This is a genomic window from Pseudomonas cremoris, assembly GCF_014230465.1.
Map to the genome: position 1 here is coordinate 194,010 of NZ_JAAXCY010000012.1, position 22,192 is coordinate 216,201.

A 22,192-nucleotide genomic window follows, 5' to 3' on the forward strand; every position below is an offset into this window, starting at 1 on the left:
AACCGCCGAAACACTGGCGCCAAAAAAGCCTTCGGGCAACCTCTTGTCTGGCCGCTGGGGGAAGACTTGACTCCTGGCTCAGATCACAAGACGCTCTGGCTTTTGGCCACTCCGTGAGCATCGCCCATGAGCATCGAACCTCCGAGCCAGCCCGACAGCGACGTGTACAAGACCTTGCTGGAATCGACCAAGGCCATCCCCTGGCGCATCGATTGGCAAACCATGACTTTTAGCTACATCGGCCCGCAAATCGAGACGCTGCTGGGGTGGACGCCACAAAGCTGGATCAGTGTGGACGACTGGGTCGAACGCATGCACCCGGATGACCGTGAATATGTGGTGAATTTCTGCGTGTCCCAATCCCGTGCTGGGGTGGATCACGAAGCGGACTATCGCGCATTGACGGTGAATGGCGATTACGTGTGGATCCGCGATGTGGTGCATGTGGTGCGCAAGGACGGCGAAGTCGAGGCACTGATCGGCTTTATGTTCGATATCAGCGAACGCAAGAAGACCGAGGAGCACCTGGTGCGTTTGCAAAAGCAACTTGAGGAATATTCCTACCAGGACGGCCTCACCGGCATCGCCAACCGGCGCATGTTCGACACCGTGCTGGAACGTGAATGGGCCAGCGCCCAGCGTAGCCAGTTACCGTTATCGCTGATCATCCTCGATATCGACTTTTTCAAGCAGTACAACGACCACTACGGCCACATCAAAGGTGACGAATGCCTACGCCAAGTGGCGAACACACTGTCGAAGGCGGCCAACCGGCCACGGGATTTCATTGCACGTATCGGCGGCGAAGAATTCGTCTGGTTGCTCCCGGAGACTGACGCGGCATCGGCCAGGCAAGTGGCACAGCGATGTCTGCACCTGGTGCGCCAACAGCAGATCGAACACGGTTTTTCGCCGGTATCGAACCTGTTGACCCTGAGCTTGGGCGTCGGTACCCGAATCGTCCTGCCGGATAGCCCAACCCTGGGTTTTGTCGAAGAAGTCGACAAACTGCTGTACCAGGCCAAGCGCAATGGGCGGATGCGCGCGGAGTATGCCGAGGGTTAACTTTGACGCAAAGGTCAAATAACAGGCAAAAAAAATCCCAAGTAGCTGATGGAAACTTGGGATTTAAAAATGCATAAACCGTGGGAGGTGAACGCCAGGCAATAATAACGATTGTAAAAAGCCGTAACAAGACTATTTGATTCCTTTCGTCGGATTAAAACAGTCGTAAGTCATTCAATAACCACATATTTTTTAAGGTGGCGCGGTATATAAGTGCCACTTTTTGGTGCAACTACCGCCGTCATTTCCATTCATAAAAAGTGGTTATTGGTTTGCACTTTCCGCACTGTAATCATTTGAACCCTCGCACACCCTGCGAATTTCCGGGTTATTCGAGCGCACCGAACGCGCCACGCTTTCCACTTGCCTGCACAGTGCCAAGCGCTGGTTAGCCTCCTCACGCTCGCGGTCGACCTGGGCGTTGAACCGCACAAAATAAATCCCCAGCAAAACCGCGGCGCACAGCACGCCGACCACAAAGTAGCGAAAGCTGTTGGACGACGAGTCGTTTGGGGGGTGCATGATCCTGGGGCGCCCTGCTCTATCTGCGATGAAGCGCGCAATTGTATGCAAATTGAAACACAGTGATTGTCGTGGTTTTGTAAAAACCCGGACTACAACGTCTCCCCATGTTGCTGCCGTCGGAACTGCCCCGGCGCCAGGCCATGAGCCTTGCGGAAGCACCGAGAAAAGTACGCCTCATCGGTGAAACCGCAACGGTGGGCGATAGCGCCGATCATTCGCGCACTGTTGAGTAACAAGGTGCGCGCCAGTTGCATGCGACGGTCAAGCACCAGTTGGGAGAAGGGTTTGCCGGTTTCCTTGCGCAGCAGGTGGGTGAGGTAGTTGGGCGAGAGAAACGCGGCGGCAGCGGTGTCGGTGAGGTTAAGGCTCGGCTCATGCAGATGCTCGCGAATGTAACCCTGCACCCGCGCCAGGGCATCCTTGCGCCCGCGCCGCGTGGCGTTATCGGCGGCAAAGGCCTGCAACGGCTCGGCGTATTGCTCACACACCAGGCCGATCAATTGGAATAGGTAGCCCTTGAGACGTTCGCGGGCGCCGAAGGTCCGCTGAGCGTCGAGGCTGCGCATGTGGGTGAGCCAGGTTTGCACCTCTGCGAAGGCCGCGTCGTCAAGGATGAAATCCAACTGCTCCTGGAAGCGAAACGGCGACAACTCCGGGGCCTGGCCGATGGGAATATCTTCCAGGTCCAATGGATCGCAGGTCAGTTGCGGCAGGAAAAACGCCTGGCTGAAATTGATCAGCATGAACTCGCCATCCTCGGGATGGGGAATCACATGCAGGCGATGAGGCAGGATAAACGCCAGGGCCTTGTGCGGAAACGGCCGTACCGCGCCGCCAATGTGCTGCACGGTGTCGCCGCCGAGGTTGATCTGGATCTGGAAGTACTCATGGCGATGGGGACTGGTCAGCGCCGCCCGCCCGCGTTTATCGCGGATGTAAAAGTCGGGGCGGTCGCTGCGTTGTTCCATGCCGTAAGTGGTGACGCGGGTGCCTGGCATAACGGTCTCTCGGGTGGCCTGGGCACCACTGTAGCCTCAACCCCGGCCGAGGGTGAAACGCAACTCGCCAATGCCATCGATGCCGGCGGTGACTTCATCACCCGGCTGCAACGCGCCGACGCCCGCTGGCGTACCGGTGAAGATCAGGTCGCCGGCCTTTAGAGTGACGGACTTGGAGGCATGGCTGATCACCTCGCTGACCGACCAGATCTGGTCCGCCAGATCGCCCAACTGGCGCTGCTCGCCGTTCACGTTGAGCCAGATTTTCCCGCTGGAGGGGTGCCCGACTGCGCTCACCGGCTGCAACGGGATGCTGGGGGCCGACTCATCAAACGCCTTGGCCCATTCCCACGGGCGTGAGAACTTTTTCGCCTGGGCTTGCAGGTCGCGACGGGTCAGGTCGATGCCGAGGCCATACCCCCATATGTGGGAAAACGCCTCCTCCGGACTGATATCCACCCCGCCCTTACCGATGGCAACCACCAGTTCCACTTCATGGTGCAGGTCGCTGGTCAGTGGCGGATACGCGATGACGCCTTCAGCCGGCACTACCGCGTCCGCCGGTTTCATAAAGAAGAACGGCGGTTCACGATCCGGGTCGTGCCCCATCTCCCGGGTGTGCTCACGGTAGTTGCGGCCCACACAGAACACGCGACGCAATGGGAAACGTGCATCGCTGCCCTTCACGGCAATGGATGGAGTGTGCGCGGGGGTGATTACGTAGTCAGTCATGGCCTGTGCCTCTTCGTTTACCTGATGCCAGTATGGCGAGGGGCGCTGGCGTGAAGTTGGACAGGCTTACGCAGATTTTGCACTGGCCGGTGCAAAGCGCTCCGGCTATTTGCGCGCGACCTTGTAGCGCACGCAATCCTGATAGAAACCCTGGCGTATCGCTTCGGGTTTAAGCCGTGAACGGCTGTCGTAGGTCTGTTCAGTGATGCCCATGGCCATCATGCGCATCCACGATTTGTTGAACTTCATGGTCTGGATCTTCTGCCGCGCCGCGTACAGCGAAACCCCCGACAGCTTGAGTTCCTGGGCCCTCGCCGCCGTGCCTGCGCCCCAGCTGCACATGTACTTGTCACCCTCGCGCAGCTCCCGTGCCTGCACGGCAGCCGCGCCGCCAGCCAGGGAGCAGGCGATCAGCATGATTCCAACATTGCGCATTTGCATCCCCACCTAACCACCTGAAAATAAAAGCGATTCTGGCGAGGATTTTGTTACAAAGGGGCCATTAAATTGCCTTACTACCACTGATAGGTCGCACTCGCCTGCACCGTGCGCTGTGAGCCATACCAGCACCACGAGTAGGAATAGCAGGACGCAACGTACTCTTTATTCGCCAGGTTGGTGGCGTTAAGGGCCAGGCGCAGGTTGTCCTTGAGGCTGGTGATATTCGGGATGTCGTAGTGCACCGCCGCATCGAACAGCGTGTAGCCCGGCACTTTCAGGGTGTTGGCGGTATCGCCCCACGACGAACCGATATACCGCGCACCGGCACCGATACCAAAGCCCTTGAGGTTGCCATCGTGGAAGGTGTAGTCGGCCCAGGCCGACGCGGTGTGACGAGGTACGGCGTAGGTTGTGGTGCCTTGCGCTGAAAGCACCGGGCCGACGCCGACGTCACCGATCGGCGCATAGCGCACGGTGTTGTTGGACTTGCTGATGCGGTTATCCAGGTAGGCATAGGCTGCCGTGATGTCCAGGTTGTCGTTAAGGCTGGCCTTGCCTTCCAGTTCAAAGCCACGGGATTGCACTTCGCCGTCCTGGCTTTGGCAGCGACCGCTGCCACACAGGTGGGTAGGGTCCGGGTCGGTGGTCAGTACGTTGGTCTGGCGCAGGTCAAAGATCGCGGCGGTAATAAAGCTGTTGCTGCCCGGCGGCTGGTACTTGATGCCGATTTCGTACTGCTTGCCTTCGGTCGGCTTGAACACGGAACCACCAAAGCCAGTGCCCGATTGCGGGTTGAAAGACTCGGAGTAGCTGGCATACGGTGCGAGGCCATTATCGAACAGATAGACCAGGCCAATGCGCCCTGTAAAGGCCTTGCTGTCCAGGGAAGACTTGCTCTTGGCACCGGTGCGGATGGTCTGCGTGCTGCTATCGGTGCTGGCCCAGTCATACCGGCCGCCGAGTAACAGCACCCACTTGTCCCACTTCATCTGCTCTTGCAGGTACACACCGGTCTGTTCGCTGCGAGAGGTGCCATCGGTGGTGTACGCCGGCACCGGCACAGCGGCGCCGTACACCGGATCGAAAATATCCAGGGTTGGCCCGGCCTTGTACACGCCTGAGCCCGACAGCGTGTCGGTGTTGGTGTACTGATAGTCGAGCCCCATCAGCAACGTGTGCTGCAACGGGCCGGTATCGAATTTTGCCTGCACCTGGTTATCAAGGGTGTAGGCATCCATGTCGACATCAGTGGCGATGGTCGAGCGCTGGATGGTGCGGTAGTCCGGCATCAGGATGTTGCTGTAAAGGCTGCGGTACTGCCCTTCGCTGCGCAGGTAGCGCGCATTTTGTCGCACGGTCCAGACGTCGTCGAAGTGATGTTCAAAGGCATAGCCGATGGAGTAATACTCGCGATCACTCTTCTCGAAGTTTTTCTCGCCATCATAGAAATCCACATCGATGCTACGCCCGATCGGGCTGTGCAGCACCGAGCCCCAGGCCGGCACCGAACCGTAGGACGCGCCCTTGGGGTCCTTCTGGAAATGCCCCAGCAGGGTCAGCGAAGTGGCGTCATCCGGGCGCCAGGTAAACGCGGTGGACAGCGACTGGCGACGCGTCTCGGTGTGTTCCACCTGGCCATCGGCATCATCGAAAAGTCCGGCAACCCGGTAGGAATACACACCCTGATCGTCAATCGGCCCGCTCAGGTCGAAGGTGGTGCGCTTCTTGTCGAAGGTGCCGTATTCCACGCCAATCTCGTGGAACGGCGTATCCAACGGGCGCTTGCTGACCATGTTGATCACACCGCTGGGCGTGCCCTGCCCGTACAACACCGACGCCGGGCCGCGCAGTACTTCGACACGCTCCAGGTCAAAGGCATCCTTTTGCGGCAAGGCATCACGACTCGATGGCATGCGCAGGCCATCCAGGTAGGTGGCCGGGGAGAAACCACGGATGGTCAATTGGTCGAGACGCGATGCGGTGGCACCACGGGTCTCCGGGACCACCGCGGCGCTGTAGCGCAGGATCTGGTTGAGGCTTTCAGCGTTCTGCGCGCGCATCTGGTCTTTGGTGACGATGGAGATCGACTGAGGCGTTTCGATGATCGGGGTATCGGTCTTGGTGCCCGATAAGCTGCGGGTAGCCACATAACCAGACACTGGCCCGATCGGGCTCTCGGCCTGGTAGGCGCCGCTAATGGTGGTGGCCTGCAATTCCATGGCGCCGCCGTTATCCGGGATAGGCTCCAGGCGATAGCGGTCGGCGGAGATCTTCAAAGCTTGCAACCCGCTGCCGGCCAGCAGTTGGTTCAGGGCCACGTCGGTGCCGTACTGCCCGTTCAAGCCAGCGCTGTGTTTGCCACGGGTCAGGCTTGCATCGAAGGCCAATACCAGCCCCGCCTGTTCCGCCAGGCTGTTGAGGGCCTGGCTCAAGTCACCGGCAGGGATCGAGAAGCTGCGCACCGCACTGCTGCGTTCTTCGGCGAAGGAGGACTGTACGTTCAACAACGGCACAGCAGCAAAAGCCATCGCCACTGACAAGGCCAGTGGGTGCAAGGGACGAGCAAGGCGCGACATGGGAAATCCTGCGAAATGGGGGTTTTATTAACCATGACGGCCAGGTCTGAAAATCGGGCAAGAATGAGATCGATTTTTATTTGAGAGGTTCTACTGCAATCAGCGGGATCGCTTTTTCATGTAGCCCTTTGAGGGGATTGTTTGCGGCTTTTTACCGTCTCCGGTGAGCCGTTCCTGATTTTTCCAACCGTTCATCCAGCCGCTATTTGCTGCGGCATTCTCCGACGCCTTGACCTCCACCGAGCCGTCACGGATGACCAACGCTTCCCACATTGCCCATATCGAATTTGAACTCGATGGTTTTCATCAGAGCCTGGCGATCTATCGCCAGCAGATGAACGCCTGGTATTCGCACGCATTGGATTCGGCAAGTCACGCGTTGGATATGCCGTCGTTGTTGGGGATGGATCGGGTGTTGCGGGGGGGATTCGCAGCGGTCGGTGAGCATGAATGACCCAGATTTCAAGTTCGAGTCAGCGTATGACGTGCCAATCGGCGAGATACAGCCAGGTAAAAGACGCTACCTAAGCCTTGAGGGCATAGTACCCAATAACAAGACGTCCCCTTCGGGGGAGGAAAATGGGCAGAACACAAAGTCAATATAATGAGGCTACCCATTTCAATAAAAGGGAGCCAAACAAATGAAAATAATTTGCACCCCACTCACTGTGGAGGCCATGTGTTTGTTAGATATGGACGAATGCCCAAACTCTTTGCTCGAAAGCATCTCACTCAATCAGGAAGAGTACGAAATACTTCTGGAGTCAGGCGCACTGGAAGCTATCAATAATTCGCTTGGAAAAATAATAGACAACTATGAAGACGAGGCCATCAGCACCGCTGAGGAGCTCGACAAAACCCTAGCGCTACTCGAACAGCGCCTGACACCTGAAAACGCTTCGGTAATACAAAAATTGATCCACTTAAACGCCCTTGCGATCAAAAACCGAACAGGCCTCTTTTTCTTCTTCTAGCCTGCTAAAAAGCAGATTAGTAGGCCCCTCACCCCCACGCTACCACCAACAACCCCACCCCCAATACCAAACACAACGGCGAATAAAAATACGTATCCAACCTCGCAAATCGCGACCCACCCACTTTCTTGAAAAACCCCACCAACTCCGAATCCCCAATCGCACGGGCGAACATCACCACCGCAATCGCGCTGATTCCCCACTGCAACGCGCCATGGGACACCGCCGAAAAATATAGCCCGGCTCGCAGGCATACCATCAAGGCAATTGCCACCAGCCCCAACGCCACCAAGAATGTACCCAGTGCAGAAGGTTTGAATGCGGGTCGTGGACCGCTGGCGAACTCGCCTGGGAGCTGGGGAATGACCGCCTGGAAGCCAAGTTTGCCGCCGGCCGCCCAGTACAAGTGCACCATGCTGATGCAGGTAAAAACCCCGACGATCCATCGTGCGATGACAAAGCTCATGGCCGACCCTCCCTGAAAATGTGGGAATGAGCATAGTCGCCCAGTGATTTTTTGCAGGCATTTCGTCGGCGGCTGGTGGTAAAGTGCCGCCCCATGAAATTCGCCCGTGCCGATCGCTCGCTCATTGCCTGGATGCTCTATTGCTGCGTCCTGTTCAATGCGTTCGCCTGCAGTATTGGTCATGGGCAGATGGTGGGGATGCAGCTTAATGGCATCGGCGGTCAGTTCTGTACGGTCGACCCGCGAACCCAAGCTCCCAAGCCGTCCAACTCCATCGATGAAAGCCTGCCGACACTGTCCAAGGCCTTCGGTTGCCCGTTGTGCTCCACGGGGGGCATGGGCCCGGCACTCAACTCCAGCCTGAATGTAGCGGTATTACCGCAACCTCACGCGCCACCGCCGGCGATCATCGCCACCGCCGACATCCCTGCCCGCTTCACCTGGCCCACGGCTCATCCGCGCGCGCCGCCTGCTGTCGCCTGATTCCTTCGCTCCCTGATCTGCACTGACCCGCGTTTCCATTGGGGAATACGCACGGCTGTGTGTTGTTTTCAAGCCAAGTTTTTCAGGATTCAACCATGAAACATCTACCCCTGTTGGCGGGCCTGTTCGGCTGCCTGCCTGTGTGCGCCTGGTCCATCGAGCTGGCCCCGACCACCATTGATGGCGAGCAAACCGCCGAGCCCGGCCTGACCCTGGATCAATCCAGCGGCGCGGCGTCGCGGCTGGGACTGAGCGTGCGAGAGACACCTGCATCGGTGGCCATCGCCAACCTCAACGATATCGAGCGCCACGGCGCCAAGACCTTCCGCGATGCCGCCAACACCCTGCCCGGCGTCAACGCCAGTGCGCCGCCGGGGTTTGGCGGGTTTGTGTCTTACCGTGGATTTACCAGCAGCCAGATCACCCAGATGTTCAACGGCATCAACGTTGCCACTGGCCTGGCCCGGCCGGTGGATGCGTGGATCTATGACCGGGTGGAACTGGTAGGCGGGCCCTCCTCGCTGATCAACGGCGCCGGCTCTGTAGGCGGCTCGCTCAACTACGTGACCAAGCTCGCCAGCCGCGAGGAGCAGGCCGCCGAAGGCCAGCTCACCTATGGCAGCTATGACACGGCCGGCATGGCCTTCGGCGTCAATCACGCCCTGACCGAGCCAGGTGCCGAAGTGCAGCATTACGCGCGCCTGGATGTGAGCCGCAACACCAACCACAGCTACATCGACCGCGATCAGCGCGAGGCCTGGAGCCTGGCGTTTTCCCTGCTCAGCGACCTCACCCCCAACCTGTCCCACACCCTGGCGCTGGAATACCAGGACGAACACGAAGACAGCCCCTACTGGGGCACGCCGGTGCTCAACCCCAAGGCTGGTGAGTTGAAGATCGACAAGCACAACCGTTTCAACAACTACAACGTCGCCGATGGCCGTTACGAACAGCGCACGATCTGGGCGCGTTCGATCATTGACTACCGCATCAATGACAACACGACCCTGAAAAATACGCTCTACCACCTGGACAGCCAGCGCGACTATCGCAACCTGGAAACCTACCAGTACAACGCCGATAACAGCGCGGTGAATCGTTCCACTGCCTACCAAGTGCGTCATCAAGGCGTACAGAACGGCAACCAGTTCGAACTGCGCCACGACGATAGCCTCTTCGGCATGTCAACCACCTGGTCCGGCGGTTTTGAGTACAAGGTCAACAGCACGACAAACAGCCCTTTGAACGTGTCCGGAAACAGCAGCGTAGATCCGAACCACTACGACCCTGGCTACTTCTATGGCATCCCGGGCACCCAATCAGGTTTCGTCAAGGACAAAACCAACGAGGTCACCACCAAGGCGTTGTTCGTCGAAAACCGCCTGGGCCTCACCGATAAACTGTCGCTGCTCACCGGCCTGCGCTACGACGCCATTGACCTGGATGTCACCAACCATCGCGCGATAACGGCTACTAACCCACGGCACTTCAAGCGCAGTTGGGAGCCGGTAACCGGGCGCGTGGGCCTGACCTACCAGTTCATTCCTTCGGCCAACGTGTATGTGCAATACAGCACCGCCGCCGAGCAACCGAACACCACCACACAGGTATTCGATGTATCCACTGGCAAACAGTGGGAAGTGGGCAGCAAGTTCGATTATCTGGACGGGCGCGGCTCAGCTACCGTGGCGGCCTACAAGATCGAGCGCAAAGACTTTGCCGTCACCGACCCAGAAGACCCGACCAATAGCATCCCGGTGGGAGCGCAGTCCTCCAAGGGCATCGAGTTGGCGAGTTCCCTGCGCATCACGCCCAAGTTGCTGGCAGAAGGCAACTTCGCCTGGGTGGACGCCGAGTACGATGACTTCAACGAGAAAACTGCCAGTGGTGCGGTGGTTTCACGCAAGGGCAATACACCGACCAACGTACCCAAGCGTGTGGGCAACCTGTGGCTGACCTATGACTTTGCCGAAGACTGGCAAGGCGGTGTGGATGCGCGGTATGTGGCCGAGGTGTATGCGGATAACGCCAATACCCAGACGGTACCCGCGTACACGTTGTTCGGGACGTTCCTGCGGTACAAGGTAGACGCGCACACTTCCATCACCGGACGGGTACGTAATTTGACGAATGAGGTATATGCCGAGTTTGCCCATGTGTCACCGGCTTACTACCTGGGATCGCCGCGAACCTTCGAGTTGGCGGTAAACACCAAGTTCTAAACCTGAAATACAATTAAAAATGTGGGAGCGGGCTTGCTCGCGAATGCGGTGTGCCAGATACAAGTTCATTAACTGATCCACCGTATTCGCGAGCAAGCCCGCTCCCACATTTTGATCTCCATTCTGCTTTTAGACTGGGGTTATTTAAGGCTGGTCTCAACCTTCTGCGCCACATCCTCTGGCAACCATGCTTTCCACACTTCGGGGTGCTCTTTCAAGAACGCCTGGGCCACTTCCCGTGGCGCGGTGTGATTCTCGCTCATGGTCGCCAAGGCCTTGTTCAGCGGCTCGATAGGAAACTCGACCTTCTCGAAGAACTGTGCAATCTGCGGATGCTCCTTCTGGAACGGCGTTGACACACCGATGCTCAACTTGGACGCCAACGACCGCGTAGGCTTCGGATCGGGATTGTCCGCATCCGTCAACGTCTTCCAGGCCTCGGCGTCGAACGGCGGCTCCTCCAGCTGGATCAGCTTATAGCGCCCCATCAACGGCGTCGGCGACCAATAATAGAACAGCACCGGCTTGCCCCGGCGGATCGATGAGGCGATCTCGGCGTCCAGTGCCGCACCCGAACCACTGCGGAAGTTCACGTAGCTGTCGTCCAGCCCATAGGCCTTGAGTTTCTGCTTGTTGACCACTTCCGAGGTCCAGCCGATAGGGCTGTTGAGGAAGCGCCCTTTGCTGGGGGCTTCGGGGTCCTTGAACACGTCCTTGTAGCGTGCCAGGTCCTTTACACTCTTGAGGTCCGGCGCCAGCGGCTTGATACCTTTGGCGGGGTCGCCCTTGACCACGTATTCCGGCACCCACCAACCTTCGGTGGCACCCTTGACCGTATCACCCAGGCCCACCACTTTGCCTTCGGCTTCGGCCTTGACCCAAACAGGGCTGCGGCCCGCCCACTCTTCGCCGATCACCTGGATGTCGTTCTTGGCCAGGGCGGTTTCCAGGGTGATGGTAGTACCGGGCAAAGTGTCGGTGGGCAGGTCGTAGCCCTTCTCGACAATGACTCGCAGTACTTCAGTGATCAGGCTGCCGCTTTCCCAGTTCAGGTCGGCAAAGTGCACCGGGGTTTCGGCGGCCAAAACCGACGGCGCAGCCATCGACAGACTCAAGGTCGTCAGGGATGCGGCCAACAGCGTTTTAAATCCTTTCATGCCTTAGCACCTCGCGATATCGCAGCCAATAGCGAACGGCTTTGCTGCGGATGCGCGAAGCCTCTGAATAGTTAAGTCAACTCAACTGTAGTAGAGGTTCCGGGCGCTAAAGCTTAAACAGCGTGTTTATGAGTCACTCACTGGCCTTGAATGTCACCAGTTCACCCTTGCGCCACTTGGCAGCCTTGCCAGTCACGGCCTTCAGGGTTTTGGTCAGGCCTTCCTGCAATTGCTCGTTGGCGGCGAACACCAGCATAACGCTGTGGCCTTCCTTGAACACAATGCCCTGGCCTTCGGCTGAAGAAACAAAGGCATAGTCGCCCAGGCCATACACCGTCAACTTGATGTCGCGGAACTTCAACTCGAACTTGCCACCTTCCCGGCTGGGCAATACCGCTGCGCGGAAATGGTCGCCCACTTTGAGTTCCAGACGTGGTTTGTCATCCACCACCATCGCCGTTTCGGTGTCGATTTCGGCAATGTAGATGCCTTCCGGCGTCTGTTCGGTGATGTATACGAAACGGGATTGAAACTGCTTGACCAACTTTGCGCGCAAATCGCCCAGCACGAACAGCGCGTGCATATCCAGATTACTGACTGCCAAGGAAACGCTCCCACATCGAAAAGAGCGCCGTCCGCCGGAGCGGGCAGCACAAAAAAACGGCCGTTACGGCACGATCACACAACACATTCATTGAAAAAAACTGAAGAAGATTCGCTGCAGCGCCATAAGACTAGTACAGACGTACGCGATGGGCCTTGTGCAAGGTCATCAGGCATCACAGGAGATCACAGGTTCAACGGCCCGAGAACACGGGTCGACCAACTTCAGAGAATAACCCAATTAAAAACGCAGTTTTCCGACATCGAATACAAAACACACACCTGAACATGGAACCAGGCACCGGCGGGTGACAACAATACTAAAACAGCAACACGGAACAACACCACCCAAAACGCAGCCGTTGAGTCAACCGGATCGATCGACAGGAGCAGGCGATGCAACGACCCCCCTACAACGCAATGTCCTCGCACACTCGTTCAGCATGCCAGGACGAGGCCCAATACTACCGCTTGCGCGGCTACGACGGGTACCTGGATTCGGTTCTTTACCAAGTCGTACCTGCCGGTAGAAACTTTTTCCACATTCGCGAAGTGCTCAGCGGCCGAGTCAAAGGCTTTCGCACCGACCATATCCAGGCTTGCGAACTGGCAAAAAAACTCGAAGCCCGCCTGCATGCGCACCCAGGAGGAATCGTTTCGTCACCTGCATGACTTTACTGCGCCGCAGTCCCCCAACAACTGCCATACTGGCCCGTCCACCGAAATGTGCGCCCCGCGGGCCAGGTTTCACCAGTGCAGTTATCTCCAAGGGAAGGCTCTACGTGACGGAATTTGATATTGGCGAATTTTTTATCCACGGCGGCGTAAGGGAAGTAGACGGTGAATTTCAGGCGGTGATCGTGATGCGGGCCAAGCCACCGCTGAAAACCGTTACCACGCACCAAGTGGAAAAAGATCGCTGGTTCAAAACCGCCGATGCCGCAGCAGTCGCCGGCAAAGACGCTGCGCAGGCGCTGAAAACCGCCGTGGACGCCGGAGCATTGAATTCCTGATCCAATCGAACTCTGCCGCGTCGCTATCCTCCCATGCATAACGACCACCCTGCATGGAGAACGATATGGACGCGCCAATCCCCACCCTCGAAACCCTGTTTGCACAACTGGGCCTGGACTCCTCCCCAGAAGCCATCGACGCTTTTATCGTCGCGCATCCGCTGCCTGAGGACGTGAAGCTGATCGATGCGCCCTTCTGGTCCGCCCAACAGGCCCAGTTTCTCAAGGAAGAACTACGCGAAGATGCCGATTGGGCGATTGCCGTGGATGAGTTGAACCAGCGCCTGCATCAACCGCACTAAGCCCCTGTCAATGCAGGCTGTCTGATTGTTCCAGGCGTAACAGCGCTTGCCAGGCAGCCCTGCACTCTTCAGCCTCATCACGGCTGGCAAACGCGGTGCCGCGCTGTTCACCATTAAGCAGCACCACCCAGCAGGCCTTCTGGCCGAGCGCTCGCAAGGTTTGCGGTACGCCACTGCCAATCATCACGGCGACATCGACTTTATTTTGCATGGAGCTTCTCCGCAGCATTAGTTAGCTGGCTAACAATGTTGGCCATGCTACGGCTTTCATCAAGTTGGAAAAAGCTATCCACGGAATAGCTCCATTGCATAAACAGCAATAATCCCTAAGCCCCTTCGGGTTTGTAGCCCAGGCGCAGCCCGCCCCAATGCCGCCCCCCAACCATGATCGGCACCGACAAGTCGTGCATCAATTCACCCGTATCGCGCGTGTACGTCTGCAGCAATACGGCCTGCTGATGGCTGCCACAGCGAATTCCGGTACGGTCTTCAAACTTGCGCTTGGTGCGGTTTTGTACCGCGTCCACCTGCACATCGCCGGTCAGTGCCTGGGAAAACGCCTTGTTGTGGGTCGGCACATAGCCTTGGGGCGTGCACGCGATAGCGAATACCAGCCCTTCATGGCGGGGCAATAACGCCTCCTGAATGGCCGGCAACACCTGGTCGGTGTAGCCATCAAATCGCGTGTGAAACTTGCTCGGGCGAGTATTCGGGATCGGCGTGTAGCTGCGGTCGAACAGATCGTCCAGGCTGATGCGGTTCTGCTGTATATCGGCCTCGAATTGGGCGCTGATCCGGCCGGCGCCTTCGCGGGCCAGGTCGTAGACACGCTGGTGATAGTCGTCCAGCCCAACTTCCGCCAACCGTTCGCTGATGGTTTCGGCCTGCCCTTCCATCTGTACAGCGGCATCGGCCAGTTGGCGGGTCTGCTGGTCGCTTATTGCCAGGTCGCTGCGCATTTGCTCCACGGCATGGAACAAGCTGTCGAGCTGGATGCGATTGGTGTCGGTGCCCTGGGCGATCTCGTTGACTTGGCCTTCCACATCTGCAGCCAGGCTGGCGATGCTTTGCAACTGCTCCCCAGCGTGCTCCACCTGCTCCACGCCGGTGTGCAGGTCCGCCGAGAGCTGACGAATCTGTTCTACCACCTGAGCAGTACGTTGCTGGATATCCGCCACCATCACCCCGACCTCATCGGTGGCCGTCGCCGTGCGGCCCGCCAAACCGCGCACCTCATCGGCCACCACAGCAAAGCCGCGACCATGCTCGCCGGCCCGCGCCGCTTCAATCGCCGCGTTGAGTGCCAACAGGTTGGTCTGGCTGGCAATCGACTGGATCACCAAGGTCACTCGCTGGATTTCTTCACTGCGCTGGCTCAAGGCCTCAATCAGCTCACGGCTGGCATTAGCGCGCTGGCTGAGTTGGTGCATTTGCGTGATCGACTGGGCCAGCACTTCACGGCCTTCGGTGCTGCGTTGATGGGCCTGGCTGGCAGCGGCCAAGGCTTCGCGGCTGAGTTGGGAAGTGATTTTTTCAGTGCCAATCATCACTTCTGCACTGCTGACAATCTGCTTGGCCGCGCTCAATTGCGACTGCAAGCGTGCAGCCAGTTGCTTGACCGAATAGGCCACGCCGGCGGCGGACAGCGCGTTATGGCTGGTGGTGTGGGACAAGTCACGGGTGAGCTCGCCAATGGCGTCAGCACCTGACGAGGGCACAACAACCGACGTGTGACTTTTAAGACGAGGTAGCCAGATCACCAGCAAAGCCAGTGGCAGGCAGAGGTATAACGGCAAGCTGGCAAACACCAGGCCCAGTAGCACCAGCACCAGGGCGGTGCTCTGCAAAAGCGGCGTCAGCCAGCCGGGCAACCCGCGCACCACCGTTTGTGGTGGTACTGCTGCGCCCATCAGAGATCCGTCTCCAGCCATCTTCGTTACCCCACTGCTTGTCATTATTGTCGCTGCATTAAACGCCACTATACGGCCATTATCCATGGGCCTTTAGTGGGGGAGCTTGCAGTAGATCAATAGACGGGGCGTAACGGGTCTTTCTCTGGGAAACCGTATAAACGGCTCCCCAGCTTCACCGCATCAGGCTTGGCGCTGATGCTTGTCGATCTGCTCGTGGCGCTCTTGCGCTTCGATGCAGTACTTGGTGGTGGGGCTGATCAGCAGGCGCTTGAGGCCAATCGGCTCGCCGCTGTCATCACACCAGCCAAAGGAATCTTCCTTGATGCGGTCCAGTGCACGCTCAAGCTGCGGCAGCATGCGCTGGTCGCGATCGATGGCGTTTACCAGCCAGGTGCGCTCTTCTTCCACGGAAGCGGCGTCAGCCGGGTCTGCCGGGGTGTCCAGGCTTTCAATGGCGATACGGTTCTGTTCAATGCGCTCGTGGTGTTCCACTTTCATGTCTTGCAGCATCTGCTCGAAAAAAGCGTGCTGTTCGGCATTCATGTAGTCATCCGCCGGCATGGCCAGCAACTTTTCCTTTGTCATTGATTTCTCTATAAAAAATACGTGCATTAAGGCGAATAAGGGAGCGTTCCGGCCGACCTCTGCAGGTCTCGGAAAGGCGCCGTCCATTCCAAGCGCCACCCGGCACTCAATTTACGAGGGGCGGCAGTCTAAGGCCGACTTGAGGGCGCAGCAACTGAAAAGACAGGCAATTTTTCCGAAATAAGCCTTAAAAGCACCAGGACGGGCTCGGCGAACGGTTATCGGAGTGCGTTTATAGCAAGAAATTCAGTGTTGTGGAGCTATATAGAAGACAAACGGTTGATCTGTCACTCAGCAATACATAACACCCACTTTGGGTAGAAAAGGAATTAGCTGATGGCCTCTGCACGTTCGCAGTGAAAAAAGGACCTTTGATGACGACCCTTCCTCTTTCAACGCCAGCCGATGCCGTCGGTGCCCAGTTCACCAGTCGCCCCAATGTGGCCAGTGTGGTTCAGGCATTGCTTAGCGCCGACCTCGCCTACACCTTTCCCACGCTGCAACTGGACTTGAACCCCCCTCTCAGGAGGCGGCTGGACACTGCAGCCCTTGATGCCTCTGGTGCTCGATTTTCTTGGCAACGGCACACCCGTGGATTTCAGTGACCGCGGCTCACATGCCTGCTTTTTTACCGATAGACCTCCGGCCCATCTGAAGACGGCGGATGGCAAGCGACCTCCCCCACAAGTGATTGAAGGGTTGATCAAGGCCCTGCCCGCAGCCTTGCCAACCGCCCTGCAAGATGCCCTGGCTGACTACTGGCGCGCACTGGCCGACACTGGAGTCACTCGCTGGCGCTGGCTCAGCGAACTGCTGATGAACACCCTGAACCTCATCACTATCCGCCAGACAGACCTGGAAACGACTGACCGCCAGGCACTCCATCAATTAGTGGACTATCCCGACCGCGACCAGCGTATTGCCAAGTTCGGCAACAGCGCCGTGCATGCCTATTGCCCACTGGCCAAGCTGAAAGCGGCGAACGGTACGCAAACCGTGTATGGCCCGGACCTTGTGCTGGTCAACGGTCAATCCACTGCACTGCTGTACTCGCCCTCCGGCACGTGTGAGCGTTTCACCAACGCAGATGCCGCCTTGCAAGCCTGGATGCTTCGGGTAACGCAGGAAGTCGTCGTAGAACACGTAGCGCTGCAGCGCCTAGAGCCGGACGGCAACCTGTTCGACACACAGGCGGCGCTAATCCTTGATCAACAACTGCAACAGATCGCGACCCTGAGCCTTCCCGGCTCCCAGGGCCTCGAAACCCTCGAAGCGGTCTACCGCCACATCACCGATCCTTACCCTTACTTTTCAACCACGGGAACGCCAGTGCTGCAGAGTTTGGCGACCCCAGGGCTCCAGGCTCCAACCTGGTTGCAACAAGCGCCCGCTGCCGATCGTGCACGCTATCGGCACTATTGCTTACAGCTTGCCAGCGCCAAGAAACGCAGTGGGGGGCGCACGTTCCTCAGTGACATCCCGGATATCCGTGCTTTTGCACGCGAGGCCTTGGCCCAAAGACTCAAAAGCGATGCCGCCCGACTCGATAAGACGCAGGCCTCAGAGCTTCAGCCAGATGACCTGTTGCTGACCTTCTCCGTCGCGGTCGGTTACCCAGGCGGTGCCGGCTATGTGGAAAAGGTGGAAATGAGCCTCACCGATCTTGCGATCAAAAACCTGCACGCAAAACCCAGTGGGACTTTCACCATCGCCCACCGCAACGCCCTCCCCCTGCCCACATGGCTCACCGCGGACTACATCCAAGCCAATGATGGTCCCATCCAGCAGGTGGACATCGGCAAGACCTACCCAGAACGTCTCAACACCCTGTTGCTGGGCGGTAACACCAAGAGCCGCCAGCGCGAGCAGCAGTTCGCCGAACAGGCCCAAGTAGTCTTGCCTATGCAGGCGTTGGAACTGAGCCTCAAGCAAGAACACGGGTTCACCCCCGAGGGCGCCGCGTATGTCGCAGCGCTGATGGGTAACACCAGCGATCAACGTCGAGTCAACGGCGCAGCGGTGGTCATCCGTCATTTGGCCCTGGTGCGCAAACCCCTGGCCGTGCCAGACGTGGTGGCCAACATGTACATCATCGAATCCGAAAGCGGCCAGGCCGGGCCACACATCTTGTATAGGCCGTTGTATGCCGAAGCCCTGCAGCAATTTTCCAGCCGTCAGTCGTTACTGGAAGCGATTGCTAGCCCAGGGGCTTTGCAGTCCAGCGTGCTGGCTTGGCTCTCGGACAGCGCCCGCTCGATTTATGACAATGGCGGGTTCCAGCAACCGCACTACGTGCGCTTTGGCCTGGGAACAGAGTTTGGCCCACTGGAAGTGCCCAAACCGGCTCAATTGGCCACGGACGGTGCCAGCGACGAACTGCTGCAATACCTCGCCAACGGCCAGTTGATGGAATACCTGTATGGCGCCAATGCCCGCGCACTGGTGGACCAGGCCGACCGGGAGTCCGTGTCCAACGCCGAAAGTCGCTGGGCGGTATTCCTGGAGGGCACCGGTTTGCTTTTCAACAGCCTGTTGCTGCCACTTGTGCGTGGCCCCCTGATGCTCGCCGGCTGGCTGCTCAGCCTCATGGCCAGCGCCGTCAAGGACATCCCGGCACTCAACAGTGAGGATCCGATCGCGCGCGAGCTGGCGTGGGTCGATCTGTTGGTCAATATCGCAATGCTCACGTTCCAGCTTGCACCGTCAGCAACCCCGCCAACCCCGGTGCCCGCAGGCAGCCGCTGGAAGGCCTTGCGCTCACCCTTCGAGCGCCAACTCACCGAGCAGTGGCCCACGCCCGTTATAGAGCAAGGCCCGGTGCTGCTGGACGGTAACAACGGGGGCTGTCGGACACGGTGTTGGATTTCAGCTTTTCCAGCGCACGCAATCGATTGACGGCGCAGCAGCAACAGCGGCTGTGGCAATTTCAGACGCCCAAGCCTCACATAATCCCCGCTGTGGTGGAAAGCGGCCCGCGCCGCGGTTTGTACAACCACCTGCGCGACTGGTACGCCGTGATCGACAGGCGCTGGTATCAGGTTCGGATGGAGGCAGGCCGCGTAGTCATAGTCGACCCCTTCAATACTCGCCGCCACGGGCCCTACCTGCAATCGGACGACCAAGGCAATTGGTCACTCGACTTGCAACTGCGCCTGCGCGGCGGCATGCCGCCCAAGCGGCGGGATGCTATTCGCCAACAGAAGGCACAACGCAAGCAGCAACTGGAACAAGAGTGGGACCATTTCATCCGCTCCAGAACAGAGACGCATGAAGGTAGAGTTATCGAAACAAAAAGCCAGCAAGAGACCCTGCAAAAAAAGGCCGATATTGCCGAGCGATTGATGAACCTCGCCAATAACAACCCCAAGTCTACAACTGCCGACCGAGCCAGGATGCGCAAGGCTTTCGATGCGGCGCTCGACGAGCAAACGCGGGTTTATAAAAGTCTTATCGACAGTCGCAACGAGCGCAACGAGCTGAATATCCCGCTGGACACCAGCACCATCAGCCGCCTGATGGAAAACACCGTGAACAACGCGCGCAAGTCCGTCGTGCTGGCTGACCTGGATCGCCAAGCGCTGTATGCCGCACACCCTAACTTCAGACTACCCGTCGACCAGTTGATACCGATGGTAGTTGCCGACCCGACTGGCTATACCGGGTTTATCAAAGATCTCATCGTTATCAATGAACGGCAGATGATCGCGCTAGAGCTCACCGACAATCACCTGCAGGAGCTGTTCAATCTCGGACGCCCAGGCGAAGAAGCCTATAAACGATTAACCAAAGACCGTCCGGCCGAACTCACCGCCATAGCACTGAAATTCAGCCAATTGCATAACCTCAAATACCTGAGCAATAAAGACTTAAAACAAGGCTTCATCCGCGAACTGGATCTTCTGCTCAGCCCGCTGGGCCAGCAAGTGCGTACCCATAGCGAACTCAACCAGTTGAATCTATCTGCACCCGACCGCCTGGCCGTGCTCGATAGCCTGCTGCTGCAGTACGGCCAGGTCATCGACGGCATGCAGGGCATGGCACTGGTTCACGCCGACAAACTCAACATGGCCTATTTCCAGCAAACCCAGGCCTTGCTGAACTCGCTGTACCAAGATGTCGTGCTGCAACTGGCTGCCGAGGTCAAACCCGTAGCCGAGGCCGCGAAGAAGGCTCCCAAGCGCACACTGAACGCACCGGGAAAACCACAGAAAAAAGTCATCAAGACCCGCAAACAAGGGGTGTTGATTGGCAACGTAAAAGCCGCCGGAACCACCCTGCCTATCGAGGCGGTGGAGGTGCGCTTCGACGAGGCTGACGACCTGTCAGGCACTTACACTCAGCACGAAGATGCCTGGGACGACGTCAAGATAGAGCGCAAACCCCAGCCGGAACTGCCACCTGATACGCGCGCCCTGAGCATCGTCAAAGGAGATGCGCGCAAGCGAGTCAATGAATTGCAAGCGGTCATCGACCGTGAAACCGCTTACGCCAAGGTCTCCAGGTATCCGATCGAAATACAGGAAAGCCTTGAAACCGAGGCAAGGCGTTTCGATAACCTGGCGCAAGAACTGGAGCGCGCACTCTCAGCCCAACCTCAGGACCAGCACACAGCGGCGGACCGCAAGCTGGTCACCGAATTGCGCACTGCACACACCACCTTGAAGGCCAAAGGCAATACGTTGCGTATCGAGCGCACTTTGCAGATTCTGCCCACCGACAGCCACGTGATGTACCTACTTGAACAGGACGCCGTCCAGCTCGCAAGGCTCGGCGCGCGGGTGGCGCTGCGGGGAGATTTCATTCAGGAGTACGCCGTCAACCATAAAGGCGGCCGCGCCCTGTGGTACGCGCACTTCCATTATCCTCAGTTGGATACACCCAAGCACCAGTACAGCGTCGCCCACCTGAAAACCAAGGAGCAGCGCACCGACAGTTACCATTCATTGCTAGCCCGTGCGCAAAGTCCGCAGGAAGTGGTGGATGTGCATCGGGGCAAAATAACCCTCGGGCTGGCCGAGCGGTTCTTGGCCTTGGCGAACTGATCCGCCGCAGGGAGGGGGCGGCAGGCGCTCGCCCCCTTTTTTCAATCAGCGCTTGAGTTTGCGCTTGTTGCGGTATTGATCGATGACCACAGCGATGACGATGATCAGGCCCTTGATGATGTCCTGGATATACGCATCCACCCCGACAAAGGTAAACCCGCTAGCCATCACACCGAGGATCAACGCGCCGATCACCGTACCGGTGATACGCCCTACCCCACCCGCCAGGCTGGTGCCGCCGATGACCGCCGCAGCAATCGCATCCAGTTCATAGGACATGCCCATGCCAGCCTGACCGGTGGCAGCACGTGCCGAGGCCACCACGCCGGCCAAACCAGCCAAAAGGCCTGCGATGCTGTAGACGATGATCAAGTGGCGCTTGACGTTGATACCCGACGTGCGCGCCGCTTGCATGTTGCCGCCAATGGCGTAGGTGTACTTGCCGTACTTGGTGTAGCGCAGCGCGATATGGAAGATCACCGCCACCACCAGGAAAATGATCACCGGCATCGCTCCATGGCCGATGGCCGTGTACGAGTCCGACAGCATGCTCACCGGCTGGCCTTCGGTGTAGTAACGCGCCAGGCCACGGGCCGACACCATCATGCCCAGGGTCGCAATGAACGGCGGGATACCGGTAACGGCAATGATACTGCCGTTGATCGCCCCCGCCAGCAGCCCCACGCCCAGCCCCATCGCCACCGGAATCCACACCGGCAAGTCGGTGAGGCTCGGAAACACCGCCCGAGAAAAGTCAGAAGTCTGCGCCAAACTCGCAGCAATCATCGCCGACAACGCCAACACCGAGCCCGAGGACAAGTCGATGCCGGTGGTGATGATTACTTGGGTCACACCGATGGCCAGCAGGCCGATGATCGACACCTGCAAGATCATCAGCACCAGCCGCTGGGAGTTCATCAGGAAGCTCTGGTCACGCACGATCCAGCCAAACACCTCGAACACCAGGCCGATGCCGATCAGCACCAGGAAGATGCTCAGCTCGGTAGGCATGCGCCGACGACTTTTGGTTGGCGCCAAAGCCGGTTTGTTATCCGTTATTGCGTTCATAGCCAATCACCTTTTTTATTCTGTGCG

At 58.3% G+C, this 22,192-nt stretch carries 22 protein-coding genes; 10 read left to right on the top strand and 12 right to left on the bottom strand.

Annotated features, from left to right (window positions below; translation table 11 throughout):
- The first annotated feature begins 126 nt into the window (after positions 1 to 126).
- The gene (locus HF257_RS27025) at positions 127 to 1,065 is read left to right on the top strand and encodes a sensor domain-containing diguanylate cyclase (protein ID WP_185708964.1); all 939 of its coding nucleotides are present in this window, start codon (positions 127 to 129) and stop codon (positions 1,063 to 1,065) included.
- Positions 1,066 to 1,329: 264 nt separating this feature from the next.
- On the opposite strand, the gene HF257_RS27030 is transcribed toward HF257_RS27025, so the two are convergent.
- From HF257_RS27030 to HF257_RS27050, 5 genes are all read right to left on the bottom strand, one after another.
- On the bottom strand, positions 1,330 to 1,587 hold the full coding sequence (locus HF257_RS27030; protein WP_185708963.1) for a hypothetical protein: 258 nt from the start codon (positions 1,585 to 1,587) through the stop codon (positions 1,330 to 1,332).
- A gap of 92 nt (positions 1,588 to 1,679) precedes the next feature.
- Entirely contained in the window at positions 1,680 to 2,588 is a 909-nt protein-coding gene (locus tag HF257_RS27035; protein WP_185708962.1) for a helix-turn-helix transcriptional regulator, read from the bottom strand.
- 36 nt (positions 2,589 to 2,624) lie between these two features.
- Positions 2,625 to 3,320, bottom strand: coding sequence for a fumarylacetoacetate hydrolase family protein (locus tag HF257_RS27040; protein ID WP_185708961.1), 696 nt, complete (start codon positions 3,318 to 3,320; stop codon positions 2,625 to 2,627).
- A 105-nt stretch (positions 3,321 to 3,425) separates the two neighbouring features.
- Complete coding sequence (locus HF257_RS27045) at positions 3,426 to 3,755, bottom strand: hypothetical protein (RefSeq protein WP_105698119.1); 330 nt, start codon at positions 3,753 to 3,755, stop codon at positions 3,426 to 3,428.
- Positions 3,756 to 3,835: 80 nt separating this feature from the next.
- Positions 3,836 to 6,337 (bottom strand): TonB-dependent siderophore receptor, encoded by a 2,502-nt coding sequence (locus tag HF257_RS27050; RefSeq protein WP_185708960.1) that lies wholly within the window; start codon positions 6,335 to 6,337, stop codon positions 3,836 to 3,838.
- Between the two features lie 253 nt (positions 6,338 to 6,590).
- On the opposite strand from HF257_RS27050, the gene HF257_RS27055 reads away from it, so the two are divergent.
- Positions 6,591 to 6,791: a hypothetical protein gene (locus HF257_RS27055; protein ID WP_233081500.1), complete on the top strand. Its 201-nt coding sequence runs from the start codon at positions 6,591 to 6,593 to the stop codon at positions 6,789 to 6,791.
- 187 nt (positions 6,792 to 6,978) lie between these two features.
- On the top strand, positions 6,979 to 7,311 hold the full coding sequence (locus HF257_RS27060) for a hypothetical protein (protein WP_185708958.1): 333 nt from the start codon (positions 6,979 to 6,981) through the stop codon (positions 7,309 to 7,311).
- A 28-nt stretch (positions 7,312 to 7,339) separates the two neighbouring features.
- Here HF257_RS27060 and HF257_RS27065 read toward each other — a convergent pair whose 3' ends face one another.
- Positions 7,340 to 7,777, bottom strand: coding sequence for a DUF3995 domain-containing protein (locus HF257_RS27065; RefSeq protein ID WP_185708957.1), 438 nt, complete (start codon positions 7,775 to 7,777; stop codon positions 7,340 to 7,342).
- Positions 7,778 to 7,870: 93 nt separating this feature from the next.
- Here HF257_RS27065 and HF257_RS27070 point away from each other — a divergent pair, with 93 nt between their 5' ends.
- Entirely contained in the window at positions 7,871 to 8,260 is a 390-nt protein-coding gene (locus HF257_RS27070) for a DUF2946 domain-containing protein (protein ID WP_185708956.1), read from the top strand.
- Between the two features lie 95 nt (positions 8,261 to 8,355).
- Positions 8,356 to 10,482, top strand: a complete 2,127-nt coding sequence (locus HF257_RS27075; RefSeq protein WP_185708955.1) for a TonB-dependent receptor — start codon at positions 8,356 to 8,358, stop codon at positions 10,480 to 10,482.
- Between the two features lie 140 nt (positions 10,483 to 10,622).
- On the opposite strand, the gene HF257_RS27080 is transcribed toward HF257_RS27075, so the two are convergent.
- Together HF257_RS27080 and HF257_RS27085 are read right to left on the bottom strand one after the other, a co-directional pair.
- Positions 10,623 to 11,639: an ABC transporter substrate-binding protein gene (locus HF257_RS27080; protein ID WP_185708954.1), complete on the bottom strand. Its 1,017-nt coding sequence runs from the start codon at positions 11,637 to 11,639 to the stop codon at positions 10,623 to 10,625.
- A 133-nt stretch (positions 11,640 to 11,772) separates the two neighbouring features.
- Positions 11,773 to 12,222, bottom strand: coding sequence for a hypothetical protein (locus HF257_RS27085; protein WP_174244875.1), 450 nt, complete (start codon positions 12,220 to 12,222; stop codon positions 11,773 to 11,775).
- Between the two features lie 416 nt (positions 12,223 to 12,638).
- Between HF257_RS27085 and HF257_RS27090 the strand changes: the two genes are divergently transcribed.
- The 3 genes from HF257_RS27090 to HF257_RS27100 all read left to right on the top strand — a co-directional run bounded on the left by HF257_RS27090 (position 12,639) and on the right by HF257_RS27100 (position 13,557).
- On the top strand, positions 12,639 to 12,914 hold the full coding sequence (locus HF257_RS27090; RefSeq protein ID WP_185708953.1) for a hypothetical protein: 276 nt from the start codon (positions 12,639 to 12,641) through the stop codon (positions 12,912 to 12,914).
- 110 nt (positions 12,915 to 13,024) lie between these two features.
- On the top strand, positions 13,025 to 13,255 hold the full coding sequence (locus HF257_RS27095; RefSeq protein WP_185708952.1) for a hypothetical protein: 231 nt from the start codon (positions 13,025 to 13,027) through the stop codon (positions 13,253 to 13,255).
- Positions 13,256 to 13,320: 65 nt separating this feature from the next.
- Positions 13,321 to 13,557, top strand: a complete 237-nt coding sequence (locus tag HF257_RS27100; RefSeq protein WP_185708951.1) for a DUF2789 domain-containing protein — start codon at positions 13,321 to 13,323, stop codon at positions 13,555 to 13,557.
- Positions 13,558 to 13,564: 7 nt separating this feature from the next.
- Here the strand turns inward: HF257_RS27100 and HF257_RS27105 are convergent, their stop codons facing one another.
- The 3 genes from HF257_RS27105 to HF257_RS27115 form a co-directional block, all read right to left on the bottom strand.
- Positions 13,565 to 13,768, bottom strand: a complete 204-nt coding sequence (locus HF257_RS27105; protein ID WP_010211013.1) for a hypothetical protein — start codon at positions 13,766 to 13,768, stop codon at positions 13,565 to 13,567.
- Between the two features lie 115 nt (positions 13,769 to 13,883).
- Positions 13,884 to 15,554 (bottom strand): methyl-accepting chemotaxis protein, encoded by a 1,671-nt coding sequence (locus HF257_RS27110; protein WP_408635741.1) that lies wholly within the window; start codon positions 15,552 to 15,554, stop codon positions 13,884 to 13,886.
- 96 nt (positions 15,555 to 15,650) lie between these two features.
- The gene (locus tag HF257_RS27115; RefSeq protein WP_185708949.1) at positions 15,651 to 16,055 is read right to left on the bottom strand and encodes a TraR/DksA family transcriptional regulator; all 405 of its coding nucleotides are present in this window, start codon (positions 16,053 to 16,055) and stop codon (positions 15,651 to 15,653) included.
- A gap of 552 nt (positions 16,056 to 16,607) precedes the next feature.
- Here HF257_RS27115 and HF257_RS27120 point away from each other — a divergent pair.
- Both HF257_RS27120 and HF257_RS27125 read left to right on the top strand, forming a co-directional pair.
- Positions 16,608 to 18,950 carry a dermonecrotic toxin domain-containing protein gene (locus HF257_RS27120; RefSeq protein ID WP_185708948.1) on the top strand — a complete coding sequence of 781 codons (2,343 nt, stop codon included), beginning with the start codon at positions 16,608 to 16,610 and terminating at the stop codon, positions 18,948 to 18,950.
- Positions 18,914 to 21,097, top strand: coding sequence for a hypothetical protein (locus HF257_RS27125; RefSeq protein WP_185712126.1), 2,184 nt, complete (start codon positions 18,914 to 18,916; stop codon positions 21,095 to 21,097). Before HF257_RS27120 ends, HF257_RS27125 begins: the two co-directional genes overlap by 37 nt.
- Before the next feature lie 45 nt (positions 21,098 to 21,142).
- Here the strand turns inward: HF257_RS27125 and HF257_RS27130 are convergent, their stop codons facing one another.
- A complete protein-coding gene (locus HF257_RS27130; RefSeq protein WP_185708946.1) occupies positions 21,143 to 22,165 on the bottom strand; it encodes an ABC transporter permease in 1,023 nt (340 codons plus the stop codon).
- Between the last annotated feature and the right edge of the window lie 27 nt (positions 22,166 to 22,192).

Coding starts and splice junctions, on each gene's coding strand:
- HF257_RS27100 (WP_185708951.1), top strand. CDS start 13,321: ATGGACGCGCCAATCCCCACCCTCGAAACCCTGTTTGCACAACTGGGC.
- HF257_RS27105 (WP_010211013.1), bottom strand. CDS start 13,768: ATGCAAAATAAAGTCGATGTCGCCGTGATGATTGGCAGTGGCGTACCG.
- HF257_RS27080 (WP_185708954.1), bottom strand. CDS start 11,639: ATGAAAGGATTTAAAACGCTGTTGGCCGCATCCCTGACGACCTTGAGT.
- HF257_RS27070 (WP_185708956.1), top strand. CDS start 7,871: ATGAAATTCGCCCGTGCCGATCGCTCGCTCATTGCCTGGATGCTCTAT.
- HF257_RS27030 (WP_185708963.1), bottom strand. CDS start 1,587: ATGCACCCCCCAAACGACTCGTCGTCCAACAGCTTTCGCTACTTTGTG.
- HF257_RS27025 (WP_185708964.1), top strand. CDS start 127: ATGAGCATCGAACCTCCGAGCCAGCCCGACAGCGACGTGTACAAGACC.
- HF257_RS27085 (WP_174244875.1), bottom strand. CDS start 12,222: ATGCACGCGCTGTTCGTGCTGGGCGATTTGCGCGCAAAGTTGGTCAAG.
- HF257_RS27050 (WP_185708960.1), bottom strand. CDS start 6,337: ATGTCGCGCCTTGCTCGTCCCTTGCACCCACTGGCCTTGTCAGTGGCG.
- HF257_RS27120 (WP_185708948.1), top strand. CDS start 16,608: ATGCCTCTGGTGCTCGATTTTCTTGGCAACGGCACACCCGTGGATTTC.
- HF257_RS27075 (WP_185708955.1), top strand. CDS start 8,356: ATGAAACATCTACCCCTGTTGGCGGGCCTGTTCGGCTGCCTGCCTGTG.
- HF257_RS27045 (WP_105698119.1), bottom strand. CDS start 3,755: ATGCGCAATGTTGGAATCATGCTGATCGCCTGCTCCCTGGCTGGCGGC.
- HF257_RS27055 (WP_233081500.1), top strand. CDS start 6,591: ATGACCAACGCTTCCCACATTGCCCATATCGAATTTGAACTCGATGGT.
- HF257_RS27060 (WP_185708958.1), top strand. CDS start 6,979: ATGAAAATAATTTGCACCCCACTCACTGTGGAGGCCATGTGTTTGTTA.
- HF257_RS27035 (WP_185708962.1), bottom strand. CDS start 2,588: ATGCCAGGCACCCGCGTCACCACTTACGGCATGGAACAACGCAGCGAC.
- HF257_RS27110 (WP_408635741.1), bottom strand. CDS start 15,554: ATGGATAATGGCCGTATAGTGGCGTTTAATGCAGCGACAATAATGACA.
- HF257_RS27130 (WP_185708946.1), bottom strand. CDS start 22,165: ATGAACGCAATAACGGATAACAAACCGGCTTTGGCGCCAACCAAAAGT.
- HF257_RS27090 (WP_185708953.1), top strand. CDS start 12,639: ATGCAACGACCCCCCTACAACGCAATGTCCTCGCACACTCGTTCAGCA.
- HF257_RS27115 (WP_185708949.1), bottom strand. CDS start 16,055: ATGACAAAGGAAAAGTTGCTGGCCATGCCGGCGGATGACTACATGAAT.
- HF257_RS27065 (WP_185708957.1), bottom strand. CDS start 7,777: ATGAGCTTTGTCATCGCACGATGGATCGTCGGGGTTTTTACCTGCATC.
- HF257_RS27040 (WP_185708961.1), bottom strand. CDS start 3,320: ATGACTGACTACGTAATCACCCCCGCGCACACTCCATCCATTGCCGTG.